Origin of the sequence: Mariniradius saccharolyticus AK6 (genome assembly GCF_000330725.2) — a bacterium.
GTDB classification, from domain to species: domain Bacteria; phylum Bacteroidota; class Bacteroidia; order Cytophagales; family Cyclobacteriaceae; genus Mariniradius; species Mariniradius saccharolyticus.
On record NZ_AMZY02000016.1, the window covers coordinates 72,013 to 95,292 of the forward strand.

The 23,280-nt window shown below is 45.5% G+C and carries 19 protein-coding genes and 2 tRNA genes; 9 read left to right on the top strand and 12 right to left on the bottom strand.

Annotation, left to right across the window (positions count from 1 at the left end; genetic code table 11):
* Nucleotides 1–1,341: a Gfo/Idh/MocA family protein gene (locus C943_RS15985; protein WP_008629846.1), complete on the bottom strand. Its 1,341-nt coding sequence runs from the start codon at nucleotides 1,339–1,341 to the stop codon at nucleotides 1–3.
* 257 nt (nucleotides 1,342–1,598) lie between these two features.
* Here C943_RS15985 and C943_RS15990 point away from each other — a divergent pair, with 257 nt between their 5' ends.
* Together C943_RS15990 and C943_RS15995 are read left to right on the top strand one after the other, a co-directional pair.
* Nucleotides 1,599–2,144 carry a ferritin gene (locus C943_RS15990; protein WP_008629849.1) on the top strand — a complete coding sequence of 182 codons (546 nt, stop codon included), beginning with the start codon at nucleotides 1,599–1,601 and terminating at the stop codon, nucleotides 2,142–2,144.
* A gap of 413 nt (nucleotides 2,145–2,557) precedes the next feature.
* Nucleotides 2,558–3,559: a helix-turn-helix domain-containing protein gene (locus C943_RS15995; protein WP_008629850.1), complete on the top strand. Its 1,002-nt coding sequence runs from the start codon at nucleotides 2,558–2,560 to the stop codon at nucleotides 3,557–3,559.
* Between the two features lie 93 nt (nucleotides 3,560–3,652).
* On the opposite strand, the gene C943_RS16000 is transcribed toward C943_RS15995, so the two are convergent.
* Entirely contained in the window at nucleotides 3,653–5,134 is a 1,482-nt protein-coding gene (locus C943_RS16000) for a S10 family peptidase (RefSeq protein ID WP_008629854.1), read from the bottom strand.
* A gap of 195 nt (nucleotides 5,135–5,329) precedes the next feature.
* On the opposite strand from C943_RS16000, the gene C943_RS16005 reads away from it, so the two are divergent.
* Nucleotides 5,330–6,043 (top strand): pseudouridine synthase, encoded by a 714-nt coding sequence (locus C943_RS16005; protein WP_040481063.1) that lies wholly within the window; start codon nucleotides 5,330–5,332, stop codon nucleotides 6,041–6,043.
* Here the strand turns inward: C943_RS16005 and C943_RS16010 are convergent.
* Nucleotides 6,030–6,899: a bile acid:sodium symporter family protein gene (locus tag C943_RS16010; protein ID WP_008629857.1), complete on the bottom strand. Its 870-nt coding sequence runs from the start codon at nucleotides 6,897–6,899 to the stop codon at nucleotides 6,030–6,032. The genes C943_RS16005 and C943_RS16010 overlap by 14 nt on opposite strands.
* Nucleotides 6,900–7,030: 131 nt before the next feature.
* Between C943_RS16010 and C943_RS16015 the strand changes: the two genes are divergently transcribed.
* Nucleotides 7,031–7,612 carry a hypothetical protein gene (locus tag C943_RS16015; RefSeq protein WP_040481025.1) on the top strand — a complete coding sequence of 194 codons (582 nt, stop codon included), beginning with the start codon at nucleotides 7,031–7,033 and terminating at the stop codon, nucleotides 7,610–7,612.
* On the opposite strand, the gene C943_RS16020 is transcribed toward C943_RS16015, so the two are convergent.
* From C943_RS16020 to C943_RS16065, 9 genes are all read right to left on the bottom strand, one after another.
* Nucleotides 7,609–8,169, bottom strand: a complete 561-nt coding sequence (locus tag C943_RS16020) for a 1-acyl-sn-glycerol-3-phosphate acyltransferase (RefSeq protein ID WP_008629871.1) — start codon at nucleotides 8,167–8,169, stop codon at nucleotides 7,609–7,611. The genes C943_RS16015 and C943_RS16020 overlap by 4 nt on opposite strands.
* Entirely contained in the window at nucleotides 8,166–8,969 is an 804-nt protein-coding gene (locus tag C943_RS16025) for a patatin-like phospholipase family protein (RefSeq protein ID WP_008629872.1), read from the bottom strand. Before C943_RS16025 ends, C943_RS16020 begins: the two co-directional genes overlap by 4 nt.
* Nucleotides 8,959–9,798: an MBL fold metallo-hydrolase gene (locus tag C943_RS16030; protein ID WP_040481065.1), complete on the bottom strand. Its 840-nt coding sequence runs from the start codon at nucleotides 9,796–9,798 to the stop codon at nucleotides 8,959–8,961. The genes C943_RS16025 and C943_RS16030 overlap by 11 nt, the downstream gene beginning before the upstream one ends.
* A gap of 83 nt (nucleotides 9,799–9,881) precedes the next feature.
* Nucleotides 9,882–10,829, bottom strand: coding sequence for an acetyl-CoA carboxylase carboxyltransferase subunit alpha (locus C943_RS16035; RefSeq protein ID WP_008629874.1), 948 nt, complete (start codon nucleotides 10,827–10,829; stop codon nucleotides 9,882–9,884).
* Nucleotides 10,830–11,015: 186 nt separating this feature from the next.
* Nucleotides 11,016–11,089 (bottom strand) — tRNA-Asp (locus C943_RS16045).
* 25 nt (nucleotides 11,090–11,114) lie between these two features.
* Nucleotides 11,115–11,188 (bottom strand) — tRNA-Asp (locus tag C943_RS16050).
* A gap of 118 nt (nucleotides 11,189–11,306) precedes the next feature.
* A complete protein-coding gene (galE, locus tag C943_RS16055) occupies nucleotides 11,307–12,329 on the bottom strand; it encodes a UDP-glucose 4-epimerase GalE (protein WP_040481029.1) in 1,023 nt (340 codons plus the stop codon).
* Nucleotides 12,330–12,413: 84 nt separating this feature from the next.
* On the bottom strand, nucleotides 12,414–15,551 hold the full coding sequence (locus tag C943_RS16060; protein WP_008629877.1) for a PKD domain-containing protein: 3,138 nt from the start codon (nucleotides 15,549–15,551) through the stop codon (nucleotides 12,414–12,416).
* Between the two features lie 127 nt (nucleotides 15,552–15,678).
* Nucleotides 15,679–18,807, bottom strand: a complete 3,129-nt coding sequence (locus C943_RS16065; protein ID WP_008629879.1) for a PKD domain-containing protein — start codon at nucleotides 18,805–18,807, stop codon at nucleotides 15,679–15,681.
* 412 nt (nucleotides 18,808–19,219) lie between these two features.
* Between C943_RS16065 and C943_RS16070 the strand changes: the two genes are divergently transcribed.
* From C943_RS16070 to dprA, 5 genes are all read left to right on the top strand, one after another.
* Nucleotides 19,220–19,786, top strand: coding sequence for an NfeD family protein (locus tag C943_RS16070; protein ID WP_008629880.1), 567 nt, complete (start codon nucleotides 19,220–19,222; stop codon nucleotides 19,784–19,786).
* Nucleotides 19,787–19,801: 15 nt separating this feature from the next.
* The gene (locus C943_RS16075) at nucleotides 19,802–21,313 is read left to right on the top strand and encodes a flotillin family protein (protein ID WP_008629881.1); all 1,512 of its coding nucleotides are present in this window, start codon (nucleotides 19,802–19,804) and stop codon (nucleotides 21,311–21,313) included.
* Nucleotides 21,314–21,406: 93 nt separating this feature from the next.
* Nucleotides 21,407–21,739, top strand: coding sequence for an L-rhamnose mutarotase (locus C943_RS16080; protein WP_040481031.1), 333 nt, complete (start codon nucleotides 21,407–21,409; stop codon nucleotides 21,737–21,739).
* Between the two features lie 47 nt (nucleotides 21,740–21,786).
* Complete coding sequence (locus C943_RS16085; RefSeq protein ID WP_008629883.1) at nucleotides 21,787–22,140, top strand: MerR family transcriptional regulator; 354 nt, start codon at nucleotides 21,787–21,789, stop codon at nucleotides 22,138–22,140.
* Nucleotides 22,121–23,242: a DNA-processing protein DprA gene (dprA, locus tag C943_RS16090; protein ID WP_008629884.1), complete on the top strand. Its 1,122-nt coding sequence runs from the start codon at nucleotides 22,121–22,123 to the stop codon at nucleotides 23,240–23,242. The genes C943_RS16085 and dprA overlap by 20 nt, the downstream gene beginning before the upstream one ends.
* The last annotated feature ends 38 nt before the right edge of the window (nucleotides 23,243–23,280 follow it).

Consider the following 23,280-nt stretch of genomic DNA (forward strand, 5'->3'; position numbering starts at 1 on the left):
TCATACGCTTGGTAGCTTCCATCCATTGTGATAGTTTGCCTTCATGAGTTGGTTGGCTTCCTTGTCCGTGAATTGACCTTTGGCAGCATCCCAATAGACTTTCTTTCCCGTTTTGAAAGCGATGTTCCCCATTTGTGCATTAATTGCGGCAATACTACCTGTTTCGATTCCACAGGTCAGTTTGGATGCATCGTTTTGCAGAATAGAATTGACAAATCCCTGTGCATGGAGCTCCAGCGCACTTCCTGAGGGCCGTGTATGCGGTACTTCCTCTATTTTGCTTACCCGCTGACCATCTTTGTTTTCCGTTTCGGGAATGACTTTCCATCCACCCCTATTGACAACAAGTGTTCCGTTGTTACCAATAAAGGCAATACCTTCTGTCGTTCCATAATTTCCACCGTCAATTCCGGTCGCGTGTTCCCAAAGCATGTTGAATCCATCGTATTCATACACGGTTTGGAGGGTATCGGGTGTCTCAGAGGCGTCATCGGGGTATGCAAATTTCCCTCCTGAGGCCATTACTGATTTTGGCGCAGTCACACCCATGGCATAGAGTGCAATGTCAATCTCATGCACGCCCCAGTCAGTCATCAATCCACCTGCGTAGTCCCAAAACCACCTGAAGTTAAAATGAAACCTATTCGAATTGAATGGACGCTTTGGCGCAGGACCCAACCACATGTCATAATCGACTCCTTGGGGTACAGGACCATCGCCTACTTTCGGCACGGGCTTCATCCAGCCTTGGTATGCCCAAGTCTTCACGAGGCGTATTTGGCCCAATTTGCCTGACTTCACATAGGCGATAGCTTCGGCATATTGCGAACCACTTCGCTGCCACTGCCCCACTTGTACCATTTTGCCATAGCGCTGCTTGGCTTTCACCATTAGGTTACATTCCTCAATTGTGTTTGCGATTGGTTTCTCGACATACACATGCTTGCCCGCGGATAGGCTGTCCACCATATTGAGGCAGTGCCAATGGTCCGGGGTGCCGATAATGACCGCATCTATGTCCTTATTTTCCAGCATTTTTCGATAATCGCCATACACTTGAGGCTTTTTGCCCCGAAGTTTGTTCACGTCTTCCGACCGTTGTGCCAGCACTGATTGGTCGATATCCGCCAAAGCGATGCAATTCACATTTGGAATTTTCAAATGGGCATTCATATTGGACCAGCCCATACCTTTGCAGCCGATTACCGCCACGTTCAATTGGTCGGAAGGCGCAATTCGATTTGAAAATGAATGAAGCGACTCGGCACTGACGAAGGGCGAAAGGCTAATCCCCGCACCGGCTAAAATGCTTTTTTGAATAAAATCTCTTCTTGTTGCCATGAATTGATAGGTTTTCAGGTTTATTGTTTTTAGAAAATTTCGTGGACGATTGGTCAAGAATAAAAATAGGCCTAAACTTTAACAATGGAAAAACCATCGGTCAAAAATCAGGCGATGTCACCAAAGTAAATGAATAGTCCACCCTTACTCGGGTTTTTAGATTTTTACTTATACCAAATCTAAATTTCTCGATTACGCGGTTATTGGGAACCATCTCGCCATTTTTGGGTTAAGTTTGTGTATAAACTGCATTTGCTATGAAACAGAAAGAAATCGTAACGCTACAGCGTTCATTGCTACACGATACCGAAAAACTCCTCAATCAACAGATAGAAATGGAGGGGAAATCTTCTGCCTACTATCTATCGATGGCATCATGGTGTCATATGATGGGCTATGCCAACGCTGCAAAGTACCTCTACACTCATGCCGACGAGGAAAGAATGCACATGATGAAGATTTTCCATTATGTAAACGAAGCAGGTGGCCATGCAATCCAGCCCGAAATTACTGGCGTTCGCCATAACTTCAACTCCCTGAGGGAAGTCTTCGAATTGATCCTTGAGCATGAGATCAAAGTGACCAAGTCCATCAACGCCATCGTTGACCATGCTTTTTCTGCGAAAGATTTTGCCACATTCAGCTTTATGCAATGGTATGTGACTGAACAGAGGGAAGAAGAAACCATGTCCCGTAGGGCATTGGAGTTGTTTGATATTATCGGAGAGGAAGGCATTGGCCTTTGGACGATTGACCAAGAACTGGGCAAATTGCATTCCGCTGCTGCGGCAGAAGGAGCTTAATGAAAGCGGGATTAAACCCGCTTTTTTTTTAAAAATGATAATCCTGTGAAGATTGCAATTACGCCGTGGAACACACACAAAAAAAAAAAAAGCGACGTAAACACCTTGAGTCAAAAAAAATAAATTGTTTAACTAAAAATCAATGATACCATTTGAAGCCATAGAGATTAAAATATAGATTTTTCTATTTTTTACAATATTATTTTTTGATTTCTTCAATAACTGGATAAAAAAATCGTATAGCTACTATTAGCGATTTTTTGGAAATTTGGATTTGAATTTTGTAACTTAATCCAAGCTGGAAATTCTTAGTCATAAAATCTGGACCGGACGCAAGTAGGCGCCCCATCTGACTAGCCCAACTAATATTTACCGTCTGTTTTTAACAAATAATGCTGTAAATCTTTTGAACTATGGGTACCTCGGAAATTCAAGTACAGTTTTTTCAACATGTCAAAAACCTTCTCCCTCCCTATAAATCCCTCGTGGATGAAATCTCGGACTTGCTCGAAATCAGTAATGATTCGGCTTACCGACGTATTCGCGGCGAGAAGTTCATTGATCTGGAAGAAATCAAAAAAATCAGCCAACACTTTCACATTTCTCTTGACCAGGTTTTTAACTTGGAAAGCAACGCTATCGTCTTTCATGGGAAACTCAATTCATTTACAAAGGATAGCTTTGGGGATTGGTTGGCGGATGCGCTGAAGCAGCTTCAGTTCATTTACTCGCAAAAGAGCAAGCATATCTATTACCTTGTAAAGGACATGCCGCCATTCTATCAGTTCTACTATCCGGAGTTGGCCTCATTTAAGTATTTTTTTTGGATGAAGTCGATTTTGAACCTCGAAAATCTTCGGAATGAGAGGTTCTCGATGAACAACCCAATGTTTCAGCCTCTGAAAGAAACCGGGCTTAAAATCATCCAAGTGTACAACATGATTCCTACTACGGAGATCTGGAACGAAGAAGGAATCAACGTGACGATCAAGCAGATATTCATGTATTATGAAATGGGGATTGTCCAATCAGCCGATGATGCTAGATTGCTCTATAGTCAACTGACGGATTTGGTCAACCACCTCGAGAAAATGGCCGAATCAGGCAAAAAATTTGATATCGGAAAGCAGCCAACAAACGATTCGGCACCTTACAACATGTTTGTAAATGAAATGGTAATTGGGGACAACACGTTTTTGGCTCAGTTGGAGAACATCCGAATCACTTATCTCAACCATTCCGTGATGTACTTTATCGGTTCGATGGACCCGAAATTCAACGATGCATTGTTCTTCAACCTTGATAACTTGATGAAAAAATCAACGCTCATTAGTTCGGTGGGTGAAAAGGAACGCCGTCAGTTCTTCAACCGACTCCGTAGAAAAATTGAGGAAAAAATGAACCTTCTGGTATAACGCACAAAAAATCTTGCTCGATTCTAAAATAGCTTACCAAGGAAAAAGCCACCGATTTGAATGGTGGCTTTTTCGTTTGTTTTCCTTTCAAATTTAGTTCTTCGCCGGGACCCCTTTACCAGGTAACGATTTTTGGATAAACTGGCGTATATCCTCGTTAGATGTCGCCAAGTCTTCCGCCCTCAGATACATCATGTGTCCGCTTCTATAGCCCTTGAATGAAAGCCTGTCCTGAAGCTTTCCTGCAGGATCCAAAGCCCACATATTGTACTTGGCGTTGAAGTAGTCGGTACCTCCATCAAAATAACCGGATTGGGTCATTACATGCAGATAAGGGTTCTGGAGCATGGCCTGCGCCAATTGGTTGCCCGTGTTCTCGTTGGTACGGTCCCATGGCTGCACAGGTCCAAACAGGTAATAGGTCAAGTCGGTGTCGTACTTCAGAATGTTTTTGGCATAAATGTTCATTGCAGGAGAAAACGCGTGGTTCCAAGAAGTCAGAGCTGGATCAAAATCAAACCTTTCGCCTGCATCCGTCTGGTCAATTCCCTTGTAACGACTATCAAGGCGACCAACTGTCATTCCCTGATCACGCAATAGTTCCTTCCAATAGAAGCTCGTTGGTACCGCCAAGGCATGTTGTAAAATTACTTCTTCTTTCAATCCAGAATAATAAGCCATCTTTTTAGCGATCTGGACACGTTCGGAAGCGCTGAGGGAACCACCTTTGGCGATGGCGGGAATCACGACCTCAAGCGTGTACTTCTCCACTTCGGGAAGGATTTGGTCCAAATCTTTACTCTGCAACTCAGCGGGAAGCACCTTATGATACCAGGCAGTCGCTGCATAGTACGGTAGGTAGTTTGCTTTGGCGACCGCACCTGCCCGATCCAAACCGAGACCCGTCGGTGATACCAGCACCACTCCGTTGAAATACATCCAATGGGCATTTTGAAGCTCATGGACCAAACCGGCCACCCTGGTGGTACCATAGCTCTCCCCTATCAGGTATTTTGGAGAAGCCCATCTATTTTGACGGGTGACGAATGACTTTACCCAATCCGCCAGATATTTAATATCCGCATTGATGCCGAAAAATGTACTTCTCGGAACATCCTTATCCACGATTCTCGAATAACCAGTATTCACAGGATCGATGTAGACGATATCGGCCACATCAAGGATCGAATGCTGATTTTGTTTGACGCCGTAAGGCTGAAGTGGATACCCTTCTTCATCGATGTTAAGCACATATGGGCCCGTGTAGGCCAAATGCATCCAAAGTGAACCCGATCCTGGACCTCCGTTGAAGGAAAAAACCAAGGGGCGGCTTGCTTTTTCGCTGATGTCCGTTCTCTCATAGTAGGTAAAAAACAGTGTCGCGATCGGTTTTCCAGCCTCGTTCCATACGGGCATGGTACCCGCAGTAGCTTTGTAAGGCACACGTTTTCCCTTAATGGTGACTTCACCGTTGGTCACGGAGGAAGATTCGATTTTGATGGCCCTCTCTTCTTGGGACCAGGCCAATTGGCAAGTAAATGCCATAATTAATAGCAACAGTAATGGTTTTTTCATGGGTATATTCCGATTGGTTGGTTCGGGAATTTACGGTATTTGCCAGCTTCAACCTTTCGATTTATATGAATATCCTTAGGAAAGGATAAATGGAAGCAAGCAATAGTGAACGCCGTTGCAAACCTGCGTCGCATTTGGATATCAATGTTGAATCCTGTTTGTTTGGAATCTAAAATTGGGCAGCTCATTTCTATTATGGAAGAATCGATTGATATCATTTTTGAAAACGAAAACTACCTCGCCATCAACAAACCCGTCGGAATGCTTGTGCACAGGACAAATATCGCTTTTGAAGAACATGCATTGATCGCCGAGCGGATATTGAAGCAGCAACTTGGTTTCAAGGTTTTTCCACTGCATCGTATCGATAGGCCGACTTCGGGAATTGTACTTTTTGGAAAATCTTCTGATGCTGCCTCAGCACTCCAGCCCCAGTTTACCACCGAAAAGGTGAAAAAGCTCTACCTATGTATAGTCCGGGGACATATGCCAACGGCGCATGGCATTTTGGATTTTCCTTTATCAAAAAAACTAGAGGGAGAACTCCGGGAGGCTAGGACAGAGTTCTGGACATTGTCGGAGACAGAGATTCCTTTTTCTTCATCCGATCGGTATTTGACCAGTCGATATTCCCTACTGAAAGTCTATCCTCACACCGGCAGGATGCACCAAATCCGTCGCCACATGGCAAAGGCGCGGCATTATGTGATCGGTGATACAACGCATGGCGATAACAAACAGAACAATTTCTTTAGAGATCGCTTCGGTTCAACACAAATGTACCTCCATGCCTGGAAGCTGGCTTTTAAGGAGCCAAATACAGGGCAACAAATAGACATAACAGCAGACTTGCCAACCCATTTTACGGATATGCTTCAGAAGCTTTCTTTGGAATTTAAGCCTCTATAAGTCCCTTATTCCTATTGGCCAAAAAAACCACCACTGCAGAAGTCATAAACATGATCAAGCTGTAGATCGCGATTGGGATGGTCATTTCTGAGTTTTTCAGCAGCGTCGCAGCAATCATTATTCCCAAGGTCCCGTTTTGGATTCCGGACTCAATGGCGATGGTAATCCGCTGTCTGTTGGAAAGGAGAAATGTCCCGGCAAGGAAAAAGCCAACGGTCATCGTCAAAAGATTCAACAGCAAGGTGAGCGGGCCGGAAATGATAAAATAATCGATGATGTTTGCCCTTTCTTTCACAATCGCTGCAAGGAGAATAAGTACAAAAAATACGGCAGAAGCAATTCTGACTGGTTTATCTGCTTTTTTGGACAACTTCGGAAAGCGATAATGAAGCAACATTCCGATCGAAACAGGAATAACTGTTACTCCGGCGATTTGGACGATTGTTTCAAAAACCGGTAGTGACACCGAGCCCGCTTCCCCAAAATGTGCAATCGCAAAGTTCACGATCAAAGGAATCGTAAAGATCGTCAGGAAGGAGCTGAATGCCGTCAAAGAGATCGATAACGCCAAATCCCCCCGGGACAGGTGGGTGATCAAGTTGGATGTTGCGCCTCCGGGGCAGGCGGCGATAATCATCACGCCAACAGCGAGTGCACCCGTCAAACCAAACAATTGAACCAATGCATAGCCAAATACTGGAAGCAGGATCATTTGGTTGAATAGGCCCAAAAACATGGCTTTTGGGTAAATAAAAATATTCTTGAAATCCTTGATCGTAAGGGAGAGTCCCATGCCGAGCATGATAAATGCCAAGGCTAGGGGTAGGAAGACAGAAGTGAGGATACTTTCTTGCATGTTGGTGGTCGGTTCTTTTGGGATGTTTTTTTAAAATTTAAGAAAATTATTCGAATTCAAACCATTCCCCCAAATTTGAATTGCCAACCTAGGGCAAACCGTTTCGTATCAAACTTTGAACTCCCCGTTTCATGCGTCGTACGCTATTCATCATTTTCCTTTCCCTGCTCGGATGCAATCAACTGGACGATCAAGTGCCTGCCGGAACTCAGTTGTTGCGGAATTCGGATATTTCATCCCCCAATTCCCCACAACCTTGGGTCTCTGTGACTAGTCCAGGTTTTCTACTTGGATTGAGTAGGGATGAATTCAGGTCAGCTTCGGCTTCTCTTTTTATCGAAAGTCGCGATAGCACCAACATCGACCCGACCACTTGGAGACAGACCATCAATTCCCCATTGCCCAGAGAGGGCCAAAGACTTACACTGCGAGCCTATTTGAAAGGAGAAGAAATCAAAAGATTTGCCCCGGGAAGCAATGTTTTTATCAGTTTGCGGGCGTTTCCAGTCGAGGACAGCAACGGAAACACGGCAGGCAGGTACATCACCTCTCAGGAGCGGATCTTTGTAGACAGCACGTTTACGTGGAGACCGATCGAGTTGGTGCTCAACAAAATGCCACCCGAAGTCGAGTACCTTGTCGTTTACCTGGCCATGGCACCGCGCACATCCGGAAAAGTCTATTTCGATGATATTACTTTGACGGTGGATTAACGAATCCCTTTTTCGGGATGCTTTCCCGTGACGGTTCTTCCAAAAGCCTTCATTTCTTCAATTTGGGCGTCCATGTTTCCATCGGGATAGATGATGGGCCCTATGCCTGCTTCTTTTTTCTTGTAATCCAGATACCCGATGACTACGGGCACATTTGCACCCAAGGCTATATGGTAAAAGCCAGTTTTCCATTTTGGAGCATAGCCGCGGGTTCCTTCTGGTGTGACCATGATCACAAGTTCATCCGATTCCTTAAGCATTCTGGTCATTGCCTCGGTGTAGGTTTGCTTCCTTCCACCAGGAATACGCTGCCTGTCGATGGCAATTCCGCCGAGTCCTTTTAGCAACCAGCCCAATGGGCCCACCATCACTTCTTTTTTTATCGTGAATTTCACGGGAATATCCATCAGAAAGAATGCAGCCCGCGCATATAAAATATCCCAGTTGCTCGTATGGGGAATGGCAATCAACACAGCCTTCTTAAGGTCCTTCGGCCAACCGACATTCAGGGACCAGCCAGAAATCCAAAATACCAATCTGGAGAGGAACTTCATCATTTGATTTTCTTTTTGCCTGTTTTTGATTTCAATTCTAAAATACTCGGATTGTCCTCTACGAATTTGACGGCGGTCTCGTATCCAGCTTGGAAAATATCCTTTGCCTTTTTGGTATCAAATACACCGTAGCGCGCCAGCCCTTGCGGCTCAATGAAATAGTCGCATACATGCTTTCGACTGTACACGTTGTAGTTCATCGTCATGATGATGGACCGTTCGATCAGACTTTTTATATTCTTGATGTTGTGTTCAACAGGAAGGTGATTGCAATTTACGCCAATGACAACATCGCATACACCATCCAATGGCTCGACGGGCAGATTGTTCAATACACCGCCGTCGATGTAGTAATGGTTGTCTATTAAAATCGGGTCAAACATGCCGGGAATGCAGGAGGAGGCCATCAATGGCTTGATCAATTCACCTTCAGAAAAGTAAACCGCTTTGGCACGCCGGACATCGGTAGCCGTGACGCTGAGCGGAATCTGAAGTGATTCAAAACTGTTGGATGTCAAATATTTACGATAAAGCTCCTCGACCAGGTCCATTTTCAAAATTCCCGTCCAGGAAATTGCCGGTTTCAAAAACTTGAAATAGTTGGTCTTAAGGATGATTTCCAATATCTCTTCCGGGGTATGTCCGCTGCAGTACAATGCTGCCGCAATCGCACCTGCGCTGCTTCCAGAAAACCGATTTGGGAAAATACCGGATTCGTTGAGCGCTTTCAGTACTCCCAGATGGGCCACCCCCCTCACGCCGCCGCCGGACAGCGCTATACCAATCTTAAGATCAGAGCTCATGCAATGCAAATGTTTGGTCCAAGCGTACGCCCTTTTCGGTCATTTTTACGGTACAGCATTCGTGGATAGGGTCGTGTTCCAAGAAGAGCACCCATTCCTTGCGTGCGGCTTCCTCCAAAAATAACCTTTTTTCCTCCATTGTAATCAATGGCCGCGTATCATAACCCATTACATAAGCAAGTGGTATATGACCGACTGAAGGCAACAAATCGGCCACAAAGACAACAGTCCGGCCTTTGTATTCTATCTTCGGAAGCATCTGCTTGTCGGTATGGCCATCTACCGTAATGATCTCAAATCCTTCAAAAAGCCTTCTACTATTCAAATCAACAAATTCCAATACTCCGTGATCTTGAATGGGAAGGATATTCTCTTCGAGAAAAGATGCCTTTTCCCGTGGATTTGGCACTGTCGCCCAATTCCAATGATCGGAGTTGGACCAATAGGTGGCTCTGGGAAATGTCAGTTCGTATTGTCCATGTGAGCCGTATTTGATCCCTCCGCCACAATGGTCAAAATGTAAATGTGTCAAGAAGGCATCCGTGATATCATGGAAACCGACGCCAAGACTTCTCAGGCTTTTGGTGAGACTATGTTCTCCATGGAGAAAATAGTGGGAAAAAAACTTGGCATCCTGCTTATCCCCGATTCCATTGTCAATCAATACGATACGACCATTGTCTTCGACCAATAAACAACGCATCGCCCAAGTGCAAAGATTGTTGTCATCTGCGGGATTTGTCCGTGACCAAATCACCTTGGGCACGACTCCGAACATTGCACCTCCGTCCAATTTGAAAAAACCCGTATTGACAGTAAATAGATTCATGGCCTGCTTTTCAAACAAAAAACCGCAGAACATGGGGATCCGGTTATGGTAAATTCCCTATTCTGCGGCTGAAATTAGAATTCCTATTCCACAACAACGCCCATCGAACAGAACTTGTCTATCCTTTGGTTGATTCTGTCCTCAGGGGCAAGTTTATCCAATTCTTTGAGGGCCTGGATAATGGTCGCTTTGATAGTTTTGGCCATGGATTTCATATCCTTATGTGCACCGCCAAGTGGCTCTTCGATGATTCCGTCTATAAGCCCATTCTTTTGCATATCAGAAGCTGTCAATTTCAATGCTTCCGCAGCCTGCTCCTTATAATCCCAAGATCTCCATAAAATGGAGGAGCAGGATTCAGGAGAAATCACCGAGTACCAAGTATTCTCAAGCATGTAGACCTTATCTCCGATCGCAATTCCAAGGGCGCCGCCGGATGCACCCTCTCCGATGATGATACAAATGACCGGGACCTTGAGCATGAACATTTCCTTGAGATTGCGGGCTATTGCTTCACCCTGACCCCTCTCTTCGGCTTCCAAACCAGGAAATGCTCCCGGTGTGTCAATTAGCGTAATGATAGGCTTATTGAATTTTTCCGCCATTTTCATTAAGCGAAGTGCCTTCCGGTATCCCTCTGGGTTTGCCATTCCAAAGTTTCGCTCCTGACGTTGTTTTGTATTTCTTCCTTTTTGCTGACCAATGAACATGACCGTACGACCATCTATATCGCCCAGTCCACCCACCATCGCCTTGTCATCCTTTACGGTACGGTCACCGTGCAGTTCGATGAAATCATTGGTCATTTCGTAGATGTAATCCAAGGAATAGGGGCGGTCGGCATGCCGGGAAAGTTGCACCCGTTGCCAACGGGTAAGGTTTTGAAAAGTCTCTTTTTTCAGGGCTTGAATCTTCTCTTCCAACGATTGAATATCTGAGGTCAAATCAATGCTTTTTCCCTTAGCCAAATCCTTCATTTCCTGAAGTTTGGACTCCAAATCAGCAATCGGTTTTTCGAATTCTAACAGCATAATTGGTTTTTTTGGCTTTGGCAAAGATAGAAATAATATGAATAACCGCTACTTGGCCTTGCCGTTTGTTTGATGTGCCTAAACTTCAAGATCAAGTTGCAATCAGCATAATAGACATCCATCTCCAAATAAGAAAAATCGAAAAATGTCAACAAAAAAGCCCCAGCGTTTTGCTGAGGCTTGATGCGGAATGGACGGGACTCGAACCCGCGACCTCCTGCGTGACAGGCAGGCATTCTAACCGGCTGAACTACCACTCCAATATGTGAAACTCTTAAATTAAAGCGGAATGGACGGGACTCGAACCCGCGACCTCCTGCGTGACAGGCAGGCATTCTAACCGGCTGAACTACCACTCCGTGACCCTTCTCTTTTGAAGTGGTGCAAATGTAGGGAATTGAACGTGTTTTGCAAAATCGAGCAAGAAAATTTCCCGTCTGGCAAATTACCTGCCTCTATCTCAGAAACATATTTTTTTTACTTCCCAGCCGATCCCAGCTTCACCTGCCAATTCCAAGCATCCCGCATCGAATCTTCCAGGCTGTATTTTGGTGTCCAGCCAAGCAGATTCTTGATTTTATCCGTATTGGCCCAAGTCTTCACGACATCTCCTTCCCGCCTGGGTCCAATTCGATAATTCAAATGCTTCCCTGAAACCTTCTCAAACGCTTTGATCACTTCAAGCACTGTATTTCCATTTCCTGTCCCTACATTGAAAACATCGTAGAAGTTTTCTTCTTGTTTGAAGAGATATTGAATTGATTTGACGTGTGCGTCAGCAAGGTCCAACACATGGATGTAATCCCGCACGCAGGTCCCATCGGGCGTGTCGTAATCATTTCCGAAAACGGTAAGCTCTCGGCGAATTCCCGCCGCAGTCTGCGTGATGAAAGGAACTAAATTGGCAGGCACTCCCTTTGGCAATTCTCCTATTTCAGAACTCGGATGGGCACCGATTGGATTGAAATAGCGCAAAGCGACTATTCTTGATTTTGCGCCACTCTTGATGTAATCCCTGAGAATGTCCTCACATATTTTTTTGGTGTTACCATAAGGACTTTCAGCCTCTTGCCTTGGCGTTGATTCCGATACTGGAAGTATCTCAGGCTGCCCATATACGGTACAGGAGGATGAGAGAACCAAATCCTTAACCCCGTATTCAGCCATTGCGTCAATTAGAATAAGCAATGACTCCACATTGTTGCGATAATACTTCAAAGGATTGGCTACACTTTCTCCAACTGCTTTTGACGCAGCAAAATGAATTACACCAGCAAATTCGTTTTCGGAGAAAATCTCCCTGACCGAATCTCCATCCAAGCAATCTGCCTCATACCATTTGATCTTTGTTTCTAAGATTCGTTCGAGACTACCGATGACCGAGTGATCGGAATTGGAAAAATTATCCAAAATAACAGGTTCAAAGCCAGACTGAACCAAGGAAACTGCCGTGTGGGAGCCGATAAATCCTGCTCCTCCTGTGATCAAAATTTTTTTCATGGGTGATTAAGTTAAAAATACCCTGCAATAATAATGTTAATTGGCATTTTGTCATGCGAATCACTCGCTTTTTGATAAAAAAAATCACCTCAAAAGTGTGAATGCACCGATTTGCTGCAGTTTTTCCTTTTGGCCGTCAATCTCAAAGGCGTATTCGATCATGAAAGTATATGTCCCGGCGGGCGCATCGTACTCCCTGATTTTACCGTCCCAGCCGTCTGCACCCGCGTAGACCAACTGGCCCCATTTGTTGTAGATCCAAAGTTCGAAACTGATTTGGCAATTGCTCACTCCTTCAAATTTCCCATCAGAGGGATTAAATCCAGTTGGCATTCGCAATGTGGGTGCGCCGTCCCGCATTTCTCCAAAGGCACGCAATTGACAGCCATTTTGATCCTCTACCAGCAAGCCATATCTGCCAGAGGCAATGTTGGTGAGGCGTATATCAGAGCTTGCATCCGCTTCCCAAGATAATATATAAGGAGAAACGCCCCCTTTTGGAATCGACAGCAGCGTACCGTTGGCCAAGCCGCCACATGCGAAGCGCTCTATCTCAAATTCTATCGATAATGGTTCTGGAGAATCGATAACGACAGGAACGATGAACGAACATCCCACAGCATCCTTCACTTCCATATCATATTGACCCCTGGTCAAGCCACTGACGTCAACTTTGCCTCCCGTGATGGTGGATTCAAATCCCTCAATTCTATAGGGCTTCGTTCCGCCAACCAGCTCAAACGAAACCGACCCGTCATTTGAATCGAAACAGGTTGCATGGGTGATCTTCGGCGGGCCGAGTAGAGAAAAAGGTATCGAAGTTTTGATCTCCAGATTTTCAATAACAATCTCACATCCTCCTTTATCCGTAATCGTCACTGCGTACACCCCGGTGGGCAGGCCTTCGGCTATCGGGGCATTCAGTGTAGTACTGTGTGACCATTTGTAAGTGAAATCACCCGTACCACCGGTGGATTCGATTTCAATTCGTCCAAAAGTGGATCCTTCGCAAATTTCGGTAGTCATCGTCTTTAGCGAGGAAGCCAAAGGTTGGTTGACCTTGATGGGCAGACGAGTGGAAAATCCATCACAAGTGGGGTTTTCCAAACTGTATTCACGGTACCAAATTTCGCCAGAGGATCCGATTCCGCCCCATTTGATAGTTATCTCAGCTGTGGATTGTCCCGAGATGATTTCCCCGCCAGTTACAAACCACTCATAGCCTCGCTTGGGAAGAAGGTCCTTTACCTGGTATTTGAAGGTATCCGCTTCACCAAAGCAAATTTGCGATTTTCCTTTTGGCGCACCCGGCTGAATGGACTCGGTGATCAGTACCTTGATTTCCAAAGGCTCACCCTCGCAACCTTCCTTGGTCATGGGATAGGCCACTATCTTGGCGTTGGGGTTTGGCACTCCCCATTTCACTTGGGCGGTGTAGTCAGTCGTTTGGACAATCTGTCCCCCGCTCACCTCCCAACGCACTTTTGCCGTGTTCTCGATATTTTCGAAGGTGTACGTTGCCACATCAATCAAGGGACAAACCGTATCTGGGCCTTCTAATGCACCTTCGGATTCCACGACCTCTACCTCGAATACCGCTTCCTGAATTTGGTCGCAAGCCCTGTCTCCCGTAAAGGCGGTGATTCGGATTTCATATTTACCGGGATTCTCAAACTTATGATCAACTACTTTTCCCTCCTGCATTGGAGTACCATCACCAAAAGTCCACTCGAATATCTGGAACTTCGGATCAAAAGGGATCACATTCCATGTTCCAAGTTTATCCAAGCAAGCCACTTTGTCTCCCTCTACTTCAAATTCATAGTCAACCTCCGTCCTGAAATTGAGGTTGGCAAGGCTTGCCCCCGCCGAATATCCATAGGACTCAATGAATCCAGATCCATAGACATAGCCGATTATTCCCTCAGCATTGGAGAGCATGTGCACACCTTCCTTTACCTCGATTCTAGCATAGGAATAGTTTGGATTTCCGGGCACAGGCAAAAACTCGTTCCCGACAGATACCCCGTCCAAGATAGTCTGTGACTCCGATCCCCGCTTTGCAATGACATTCAGATAGTGGTTAACAATGCCCACAACCCTTACTGCCGAAAATGCCACATTTTTAATCAGCTGATTGTTGGGGCTGAGCGTCACCATCGTTGGATCCCCATTGCTCGCGTACGGACCGTTCTGGATGTTGCACCATTGGCTCTTGGCAAATGTGGTGACAGCTATCGGCTTGGAGCCTTTGATGTTAACGATTTCATTTTCGCCAAAATTGAAAGTCAGGAATTTCCCCCGATTTATTCTTCCTTGGGAAACACCGTTGACGAAGACTTCAGTATTATTATCTGAAGCTAATACCTTCACCATTTCACCCGAGGACCTTCCACGAAAGGGAATGTGTATATATTCCATCCCCCACGAAAACACCGGATAGGCTTGTTGAAACAAATGATCGCCAGTCGTTCCCCCACAATCCCTCCCCACGGCCGTCATTTTGTTTCCACCAAAAACCGCAATGTTCTTACAATCACCATCTTGGCTTCCAAGGACACGAACCCGTGTCCCGGTCAAATCGCCTTTTGCTTTAATCTGATAAGATTGACCCTTTTGCAATGTGATGTTGATTGGGGCCCCTGGAGGAATGGTATTTACCGTGGGTGCAGTGGTGACGATTTCGATATCTGTATCATTCTCCACGGCGACGATAAGCATCGTACTTTCATAGTTTACATTGCTTCCAGGATTTACACCTGGTGCAAATTCCTCGTAGTGTGCTGTCAAGATGTATTCTTTCCCCAAAGAAGAGAGAGGCAACACCACCGTACCGTCAGCGCTTCGTTCCCTGAAATTGAAGGCATGAACCGCAATGTTGCCATCAGAGAATATATAAATGCCCAAATCTTCAACTTGCCCTGAGCTGCGGTGAATCACGTCAAGTCCATCCTTCGGGAAGTTGTATACATATTGCTCCCCTGCTTGGATCGAGAAAAGGTGCGTACCTGTCGCGTATTGGATAAAACCGTTCGCATTTTCAGCGGCCGAGATTATTATCGTCGCCTGATCCATGCGGTTTGGGACGATACGGTTGTTTTCCATGAAACCAACAAAAAACTCACGTCCAATCGTCGAAAGTTGGGCAAACGCGGAAAAATGAAAAACAGTACAAACCTGAATTCCCAAAATCAAAACAAGGACTTTAATGGCAGTACGCATCCAAACCCGGTGATTTCTAAACTTCCTAATTTATCAATAAATTTTTGTCTATCCAGACTAGTTTTTGTTTAAAGGGTTTGTTTAGCAAGATTGTTGTCTAACCAAAGTGTTTTGTCTATTGAGGTTGTCATCGAAGTAGTGTCACGACTCCCCTTTGTTCATCAACTGTATATATTCCGTTGACAGTAGCCTCATATACTATTTGGTAGGTATAGGTGCCGGGTGGCGCATCCTCACCATTGTAGGTCCCATCCCAGCCTTCTCGTCCTGAATAAACCATTCCACCCCATCTATTGAAGACCTTTAACGTATAATTGACTTCGCAATTGGCTACTGGGCCAAAATTCCCGTCCCGTGGATCAAATCCGGTCGGCATGCGCGCTTTAGGAACTTCCTCATACAGATCCCCAGAGCCAATGCTGATGCACCCCAATCCGTCCCTTACTTTTACCTCATACCGACCTTTTGGTAATCCGGTCAGGTTGGTACCGGTGGAGTTATCGTATGCCCAAACATAGCTGAACGGAGCCAGTCCTTTTGCCGACCCGACCACCAATTCCCCATTAGAACCGCCCGGGCAGGTGGCCTTAACCATTCTCACGTCGACCTCAGCAGGCATTGGGGACTCGATCCGAAAATTCGCAGGAATCGAGCAACCGTTGGCATCCTTTACGATAAAGGTATAATTCCGCCCCTCCAATCCGTTAAGGGCGATCTCGGAATTTCCAAAGCTGAACTCATCATAGTCGATTGAATACGGAGGTACGCCTCCTTTGACCTCAACCAGTGCATTGCCGTCGGGCCTTCCAAAGCACGAAGTCGGTTCTGTTCTGATGTTTGCAATGGTTAGAAGATCCGGTTGGGTTATAGATATTCCTGTTAGTTCAACATTGCATCCAAATGCATCCCGGACGGAAACTGAGTAGTTACCAATTCCCAAGTTTCCAGCCGTCCCATTATTCAGATTAGTGTTGTGACTCCAAGTGTAGACATAAGGTGGTTTTCCACCTGTTGCAAGAACAGATATCTCTCCGGTTTGACTTCCAAAACATATGACATCCTGCTTGTTTTGAAGCGCAATTGACAACTCCGCATTTACCAACACAAAAAGCTTTGGCGAAAGCCCTTCACAAAAATCATCCTTGAGGCTATATTCCCGGTACCAGATTTGACCCGTTACGCCAGGTTTATTCCATTTTACCTTCACTCTGTTTACCTCATTGGAACCGATGAACTCCCCTCCTTCGATAAACCATTCGTATCCTCGTCCGCTCGTGAAAGTACCAACTTCATAAGTCCATTCCGCTTCAGCATCAAAACAAATCTCAGTTTTCCCGACCGGTATAAGTGCCTCAATCAGTGGATTGATAACTACAGTCATGGCAATCGGGGCCACTGGACAACCTTCAATATTGTAAGGTTTCGCAATGATCTGGGCTGCCGGATTTGCTGGTCCCCAAAGTACCGTAACACGATTATTGGCCGGGTCTTCTGAAATGATCTCTCCTCCTATTGCCTCCCAATCGACTTTTGAAATCTCAGCTTCGGTCAGGAGTCCGTAGGTGATTTCCTCGACATTGGGACAAACCTTGGCAATGCCTCTTATTTCACCGGTTACTTCTTCGACTTTCACCTTGAAGATGACTTCCTGTTGTTGATCGCAGGAATTTTCGCTGACTGCCGCTATTACTTTTACTTCGTATTCACCTGGAGTGGAAAAAACATGATCCACTTCCTTCCCTTTCTTCTCATCAGTTCCGTCGCCAAAATTCCATGTAAAAAAGGTGAAAAGCTCATTTTCTGGTACGATTTCCCACATTCCTTCTTGCCCGAGACAAGCGACTCGATCTCCCACGACTTCAAACTCATAATCGCTGTTTGTTAGGAAATTCAAATTGTCCAAGCTTGCACCAACGGCAAATCCATAAGACTCAATATACCCAAAGCCGTACACATAGGCTATCAAACCTCCCCTATTATTCAAAGAATGTACACCTGCGCCTATGTTGATTCTTGCATAAGAATACTCGGAACTTCCGGGAATCGGAGAAAACCGATTTCCAATGTTGTTGCCGTCGAGCCGGGTCGCGTCCACTTCGGCTGTCTTGACGATCACGTTGACATAGTGATTTACAATTGACGGCAACTGGAGTGCATTGAACGTGATACTGGTGAGTAGCTGTTGATTTGGGCTGTAGGTGATCATAAAAGGATCACCTTGGTCGAAAAAGGGCTGATTTCGGTCATTACAGTTTTGGCTCTTTGCAAAAACCGTCACAGCGGATGGCTTATCTGTCTTGATGGAAGCTACCTCATCTTGCTGGAAATTCAAGGTCATGAACTTACCCGCATTCAATGTGCCCCGATTTACCCCGTTGACCCATACCTGGGTTTGGTCTTCAGAAGCAAGGACTTTAACAAGCTCACCTGAGCTTCTTCCGGCCAAGGGGATATGAAAAAACTCAGAACCCCAAGTATTGATCGGATAGGCTTGTTGAAAAAGGTGGTCGTTTGCCTGACCGCAGTCTCCTACACTCGTCCATTTGTTGCCTCCAAACACCGCAATATTTTTACATTCTTCCACGTTTTCGCCAATTACCCTTACTCGGGTGCCCGTAAGGTCACCTCTTGCCTTGACTTGGTAGCTTTGTCCCCGATTGAGGGAAATGGTAAAGGGAACATTCGGAGCTTGGCCGGTCCATGTCCACACTGAGGGTATGATCTCTATTTTGGTATTGTCTTCCACCCCCACTACGAGCAGCAGACTTTCATTATTGGCATTGGCATTGTAATTGACTGGGTAGGTCATCGTTTCAAAATGGGAGGTCACGAGGTATTCCTTTCCCAACGTTGAAACAGGCAGGACAACCGTCCCATCTGCTGAACGGAATCGCTCATTGAAAGCATACACAGATACGTTGCCCGAGGATTGGATATACACACCTTTATTCTGCACCATTCCCGAAATTCGGTGCAACATGTCGGAGTCGTTGATTTGGTACATGAACTGCTGACCAGCGTTCAATGAAAAATTAACAGTTTTTCCGTCATATTCAAGAGTGCCGGATGCCGCTTCCGCCGCAGTAATCACAACAACTCCCCTATCAGGCGCATCCGGTGGTACACCATTGTTTTCCATGTACCCGAACCAAAACTCTTTTCCCATCGTGGTGACTTGCCCATGCGTATCAAAAAAAATAATCAGCAGCAAAAGCGCCACCGCAAAAAATCTACAGGGATAATTAAAACTAACCATACTACTCCAAATTCGATCTTAATATAGGTTTTTCGATTTGGTATCAAAACTTTTTTGTCTACGAAATGCAATTTTTAACATGTAAGAAGCTCTGGAATATCGATAAAATCCACATCAGATGTCCAAAAATCGAGGAATTAATATTCATTAATTATTGATATTCAGTCACTTATATTACCACGCTAGAAATCTTGAATTCGAACTGAAAAAGATCATTTAAGCGAACAGGATTTTCGCAATTCCGTGCCAAAAAAGAGTGAGTTACGACAGGTTTATCCCACCTTCATGCCCGATTTCTCGCTACTTGAAAAGAATATGCGTAAACGGGTTTCTCAAGATTCCAAAAAAATCTTGTGGGGATTTTTTTGTCTGTGTTTTAATTTAATTAGTTTAGAAAACTAAAATTTGAGATATGGAAATGTTCAATGAAATGGAGCCCTTGCTCAAAGTGTTCTGGTACATCGCGATCCCGAGTTCGCTTGTATTCCTAATCCAAATGGTGATGACATTTATCGGCGTGGATGCAGGGGAAGGTCTGGAAGCTGACTTTGACGGTAATTTGGACGATGCTGGTGGACCGTTTCAGTTTTTCTCCTTCAGGAATCTCATCAACTTTCTGATGGGTTTTGGCTGGGCTGGGGTTGCTTTTTATCAGTTTATTGAAAGCGAGTTTCTATTGGTTGCCTTGGCCTTTCTTATCGGATTGGGCTTTGTGCTGATATTTTTCGTGATCATTAAGCAACTGCAGCGCCTTGCTGAGGATAATACTTTCAAAGTGCAGGAAGCTCTGGGGAAGACAGCAGAGGTATATTTGACCGTACCTGCCAAGCGGTCCGGAACCGGAAAGATCCAAATCAGCGTCAAAGGTACGTTTAAGGAAATGGCAGCCGTGACCGATTTCGAATCAATCCCCACAGGTGCCTTGGTAAAAGTGAAATCTATTGATTCGGAAAACATTTTGGTCGTCGAAAAAATCTAAACTTTCTAGTCTTATATGGAGCCCATTTATTTAATTATTGCAGCAGTAGTTGTTGTTTTCGTCACGATGACCGCCTTGGTCTCTCGGTACAAAAGGTGTCCGTCCGACAAGATTCTTGTTATCTACGGTCGTACTGGTGGAACCTCAGCAAAGTGTATTCATGGCGGTGGTGCCTTTATTTGGCCAGTAATCCAAGACTATGCCTACCTTGACCTCAAGCCGATTTCGATTGAAGCAAACCTCACCAACGCACTGAGCCGTCAAAATATCCGTGTGGACGTACCTTGTCGCTTTACCATCGCCATCTCCACGGATGTCGACAGTATGGGCAATGCCGCGGAAAGACTTTTGGGACTTTCTCCCGACCAAATCCAGGAATTGTCAAAGGATATACTATTTGGTCAGTTGAGGCTTGTGATCGCTACAATGACGATCGAGGAAATCAACTCCGACCGCGATAAGTTTTTGGACAATATCTCCAAGAATGTGGATACGGAACTTAAGAAAATCGGCCTCAAATTGATCAACGTCAACGTAACCGACATCAAGGATGAGTCTGGTTATATCGAAGCCTTGGGAAAAGAGGCAGCTGCGAAGGCGATCAATGAAGCCAAGATCTCCGTGGCTGAACAGGAAAAAATCGGTGAGACAGGTAAGGCCTTGGCAGATCGGGAACGTGACGTGCAGATTGCCGAAACACACCGAGACCGGGATGTGAAGATCGCCATCACCAATAAGGACCGGGAAATCAGTATCGCTGAAGCTGCAAAAGACGAGTCTATCGGTAAGGCCGAAGCGGAAAGGGATACCCGTGTCAAGACCTCAGAGGCCAATGCCATTGCGGTAAAAGGGGAAAATGAGGCCAAGATTTCCATCGCCCAATCCGACGCCATCCGGCGCGAAAAGGAGGCAGAGGCCCTGAGGATAGCCTTGGCCGCAGAGAAAGTCCAGCAGGCAAAAGCACTTGAGGAATCTTACCTCGCCGAGCAAAAAGCGGAAACTGCCCGTTCTGAGAGGGAAAGATCGACCCAAATAGCCAACGTCGTGGTGCCTACTGAAATCGCAAAACAAAAAGCGATCATCGAGGCGGAAGCAGAGGCGGAACGAATCCGGGTACAGGCGAAAGGCGAAGCTGATGCGATTTTTGCAAAAATGGATGCCGAGGCTCGCGGTCTTTACGAAATCCTTACCAAGCAGGCCGAAGGCTACAGGGATGTCGTAGCAGCGGCAGGCGGTGATCCAAACAAAGCCTTCCAACTGTTGCTCATCGAGAAGCTCCCTGACTTGGTCAGAACACAAGTGGAAGCAGTCAAAAACATCAAGATTGATAAGATTACTGTGTGGGACTCCGGTGCGAATAATGGAGAAAATGGCCAAGGATCCACTGCCAATTTTGTCTCCGGCCTGATGAAGACTGTTCCGCCACTCAATGACTTGTTCAATATGGCTGGACTTAACCTTCCTTCCTACCTAAAAGGAAACGATCCTGATCCGACGGAAGAAAACAAACCAACAGATAAAAAGTAATCCGTCTTCACCAATAAGGAATATTCGGAAAAATTGACTTATCCCGGCTTTTCCGAGTATTCCTTTTCGAAAACCTGTTTGCATGTACCCAGCATGAATCGAAGATTTTGTTTCACTTTGGACTTGGTCGATGACCCGGAGATGATCCTGGCTTATGAAAAACACCACGAGGCGATATGGCCGGAGGTGCGGCAGAGTTTTGTCGATGCGGGCATCTTGAAATTGGAGCTTTACCGCTGGGAAACAAGACTTGTGATGATTTTTGAGGTGGATGATTCCTTCTCTTTTGAGCGGAAAAAGCTAATCGACGAATCAAATCCAGTTATCCAGGAATGGGAAAAACTCATGTCCACTTATCAAAAACCGCTTCCAAATTCTGCGCCGGGTGAGAAATGGGTTTTGATGAAAAAAATCTTCAGCACTTGACAAACCATTATTTTTACTATTTTTGGTTAAAGTAAAGCTTAAACACCGTGCCCTACAAAGAAAAAGAAATCGAGAAAAAATACTACTCCATTGGGGAAGTAGCCAGCATGTTCAAGGTAGCACCCTCACTGATAAGGTATTGGGAGGGGGAGTTTGACATCATTAGACCCAAAAAAGACAAGAAGGGAAATAGACGCTTCACAAAGGAGGATATTGAGAAAATCCGCTACATCTATCAGTTGGTGAAGATCAAAGGTTATACCCTGCAAGGTGCCCAAGAAGTCATCAAAAATGACCAACAACAGGTTTTTGACAAAGCAGCCATGGTGGATAGACTGCATCAGATCCGCCGTTTTTTGATCGAAATCAGGGACAATATGCATGCAAGCACCAAGCATTGAGTCCCTCAGACACGAACTTGCGCTCAGTTTAATTCCTAAAATCGGCCCTTCGATTTATAGAGGTATCCTTGCCCATGCAGGATCGGTAGAGGAGTTTTTTGCCTGGAAGTTTGGCAAGGCAAGCAAAATTACCCGTGTGACCAAAACCCTCTGGGAAGCCATCCAAGACAAAGAAACTTACTTGCGAAGGGCAGACGAAATCATACAATCCGCCGAAAAGAAGGGGATTAGGATCCTGACTTTAGCTAATCCTGAATTTCCTGGCAGGTTGAAATTGATGGAGGATGCCCCCATGGTGCTGTATGCGAAGGGAAACTTTGATCTACATCCGCTGCGAACGGTCGCGATAGTCGGTACCAGGAAAGCTACCGAGTATGGACGCAGCATCACCCGCAAAATCATCGAAGACCTTGCAGTTTACCGACCGACAATTATCAGCGGACTTGCCTATGGAATTGACATCGAGGCGCACCGTGCGTCGCTAGGAGCCGGAATCCCGACACTTGGGATCATGGGTTCGGCGATCGATCAGATTTATCCCGCTGCACATAAAGCCACAGCGCAGGCCATGTTGGAAAATGGTGGGATCTTAAGCGAATTCTCGCCGGGTTCCGAAATGCATCCTACGAATTTCCCGAAAAGAAACAGAATTATAGCAGGGCTTTCCGATGCCATCATCGTCGTCGAGGCTGCTCAAAAAGGGGGTGCTTTGATCACCGCCGAAATCGCATACAGCTACAACAGGGAGGTGTTTGCAGTTCCCGGAAATCTGATGTCTCCCTACAGCGAAGGCTGCAACAACCTCATCCAAACACTGAAGGCCGGCATCTACACGGGACCGAAAGTCCTTGAAGAGTCCTTATCTTGGTCGAAAGACAATTTTGCCGAAAACAAACCAACATCAAAATCCATTGATCTTTCAAAGTATCAGGGAGACGAAAAGAAGGTGCTGGGATTTTTGATCGAAAAAAACGAACTAGAAATCGACCAACTGGCGTTTCTATCAGATATCTCGATATCTACTTTAGCAATGATACTATTAAATCTTGAATTTGAGGGAGTTATAAAATCACTTCCAGGGAAAAAGTATCGGCTTTGCTGAACAAAAAAATCCTGCCCAAAACACGATTCGGGCAGGAT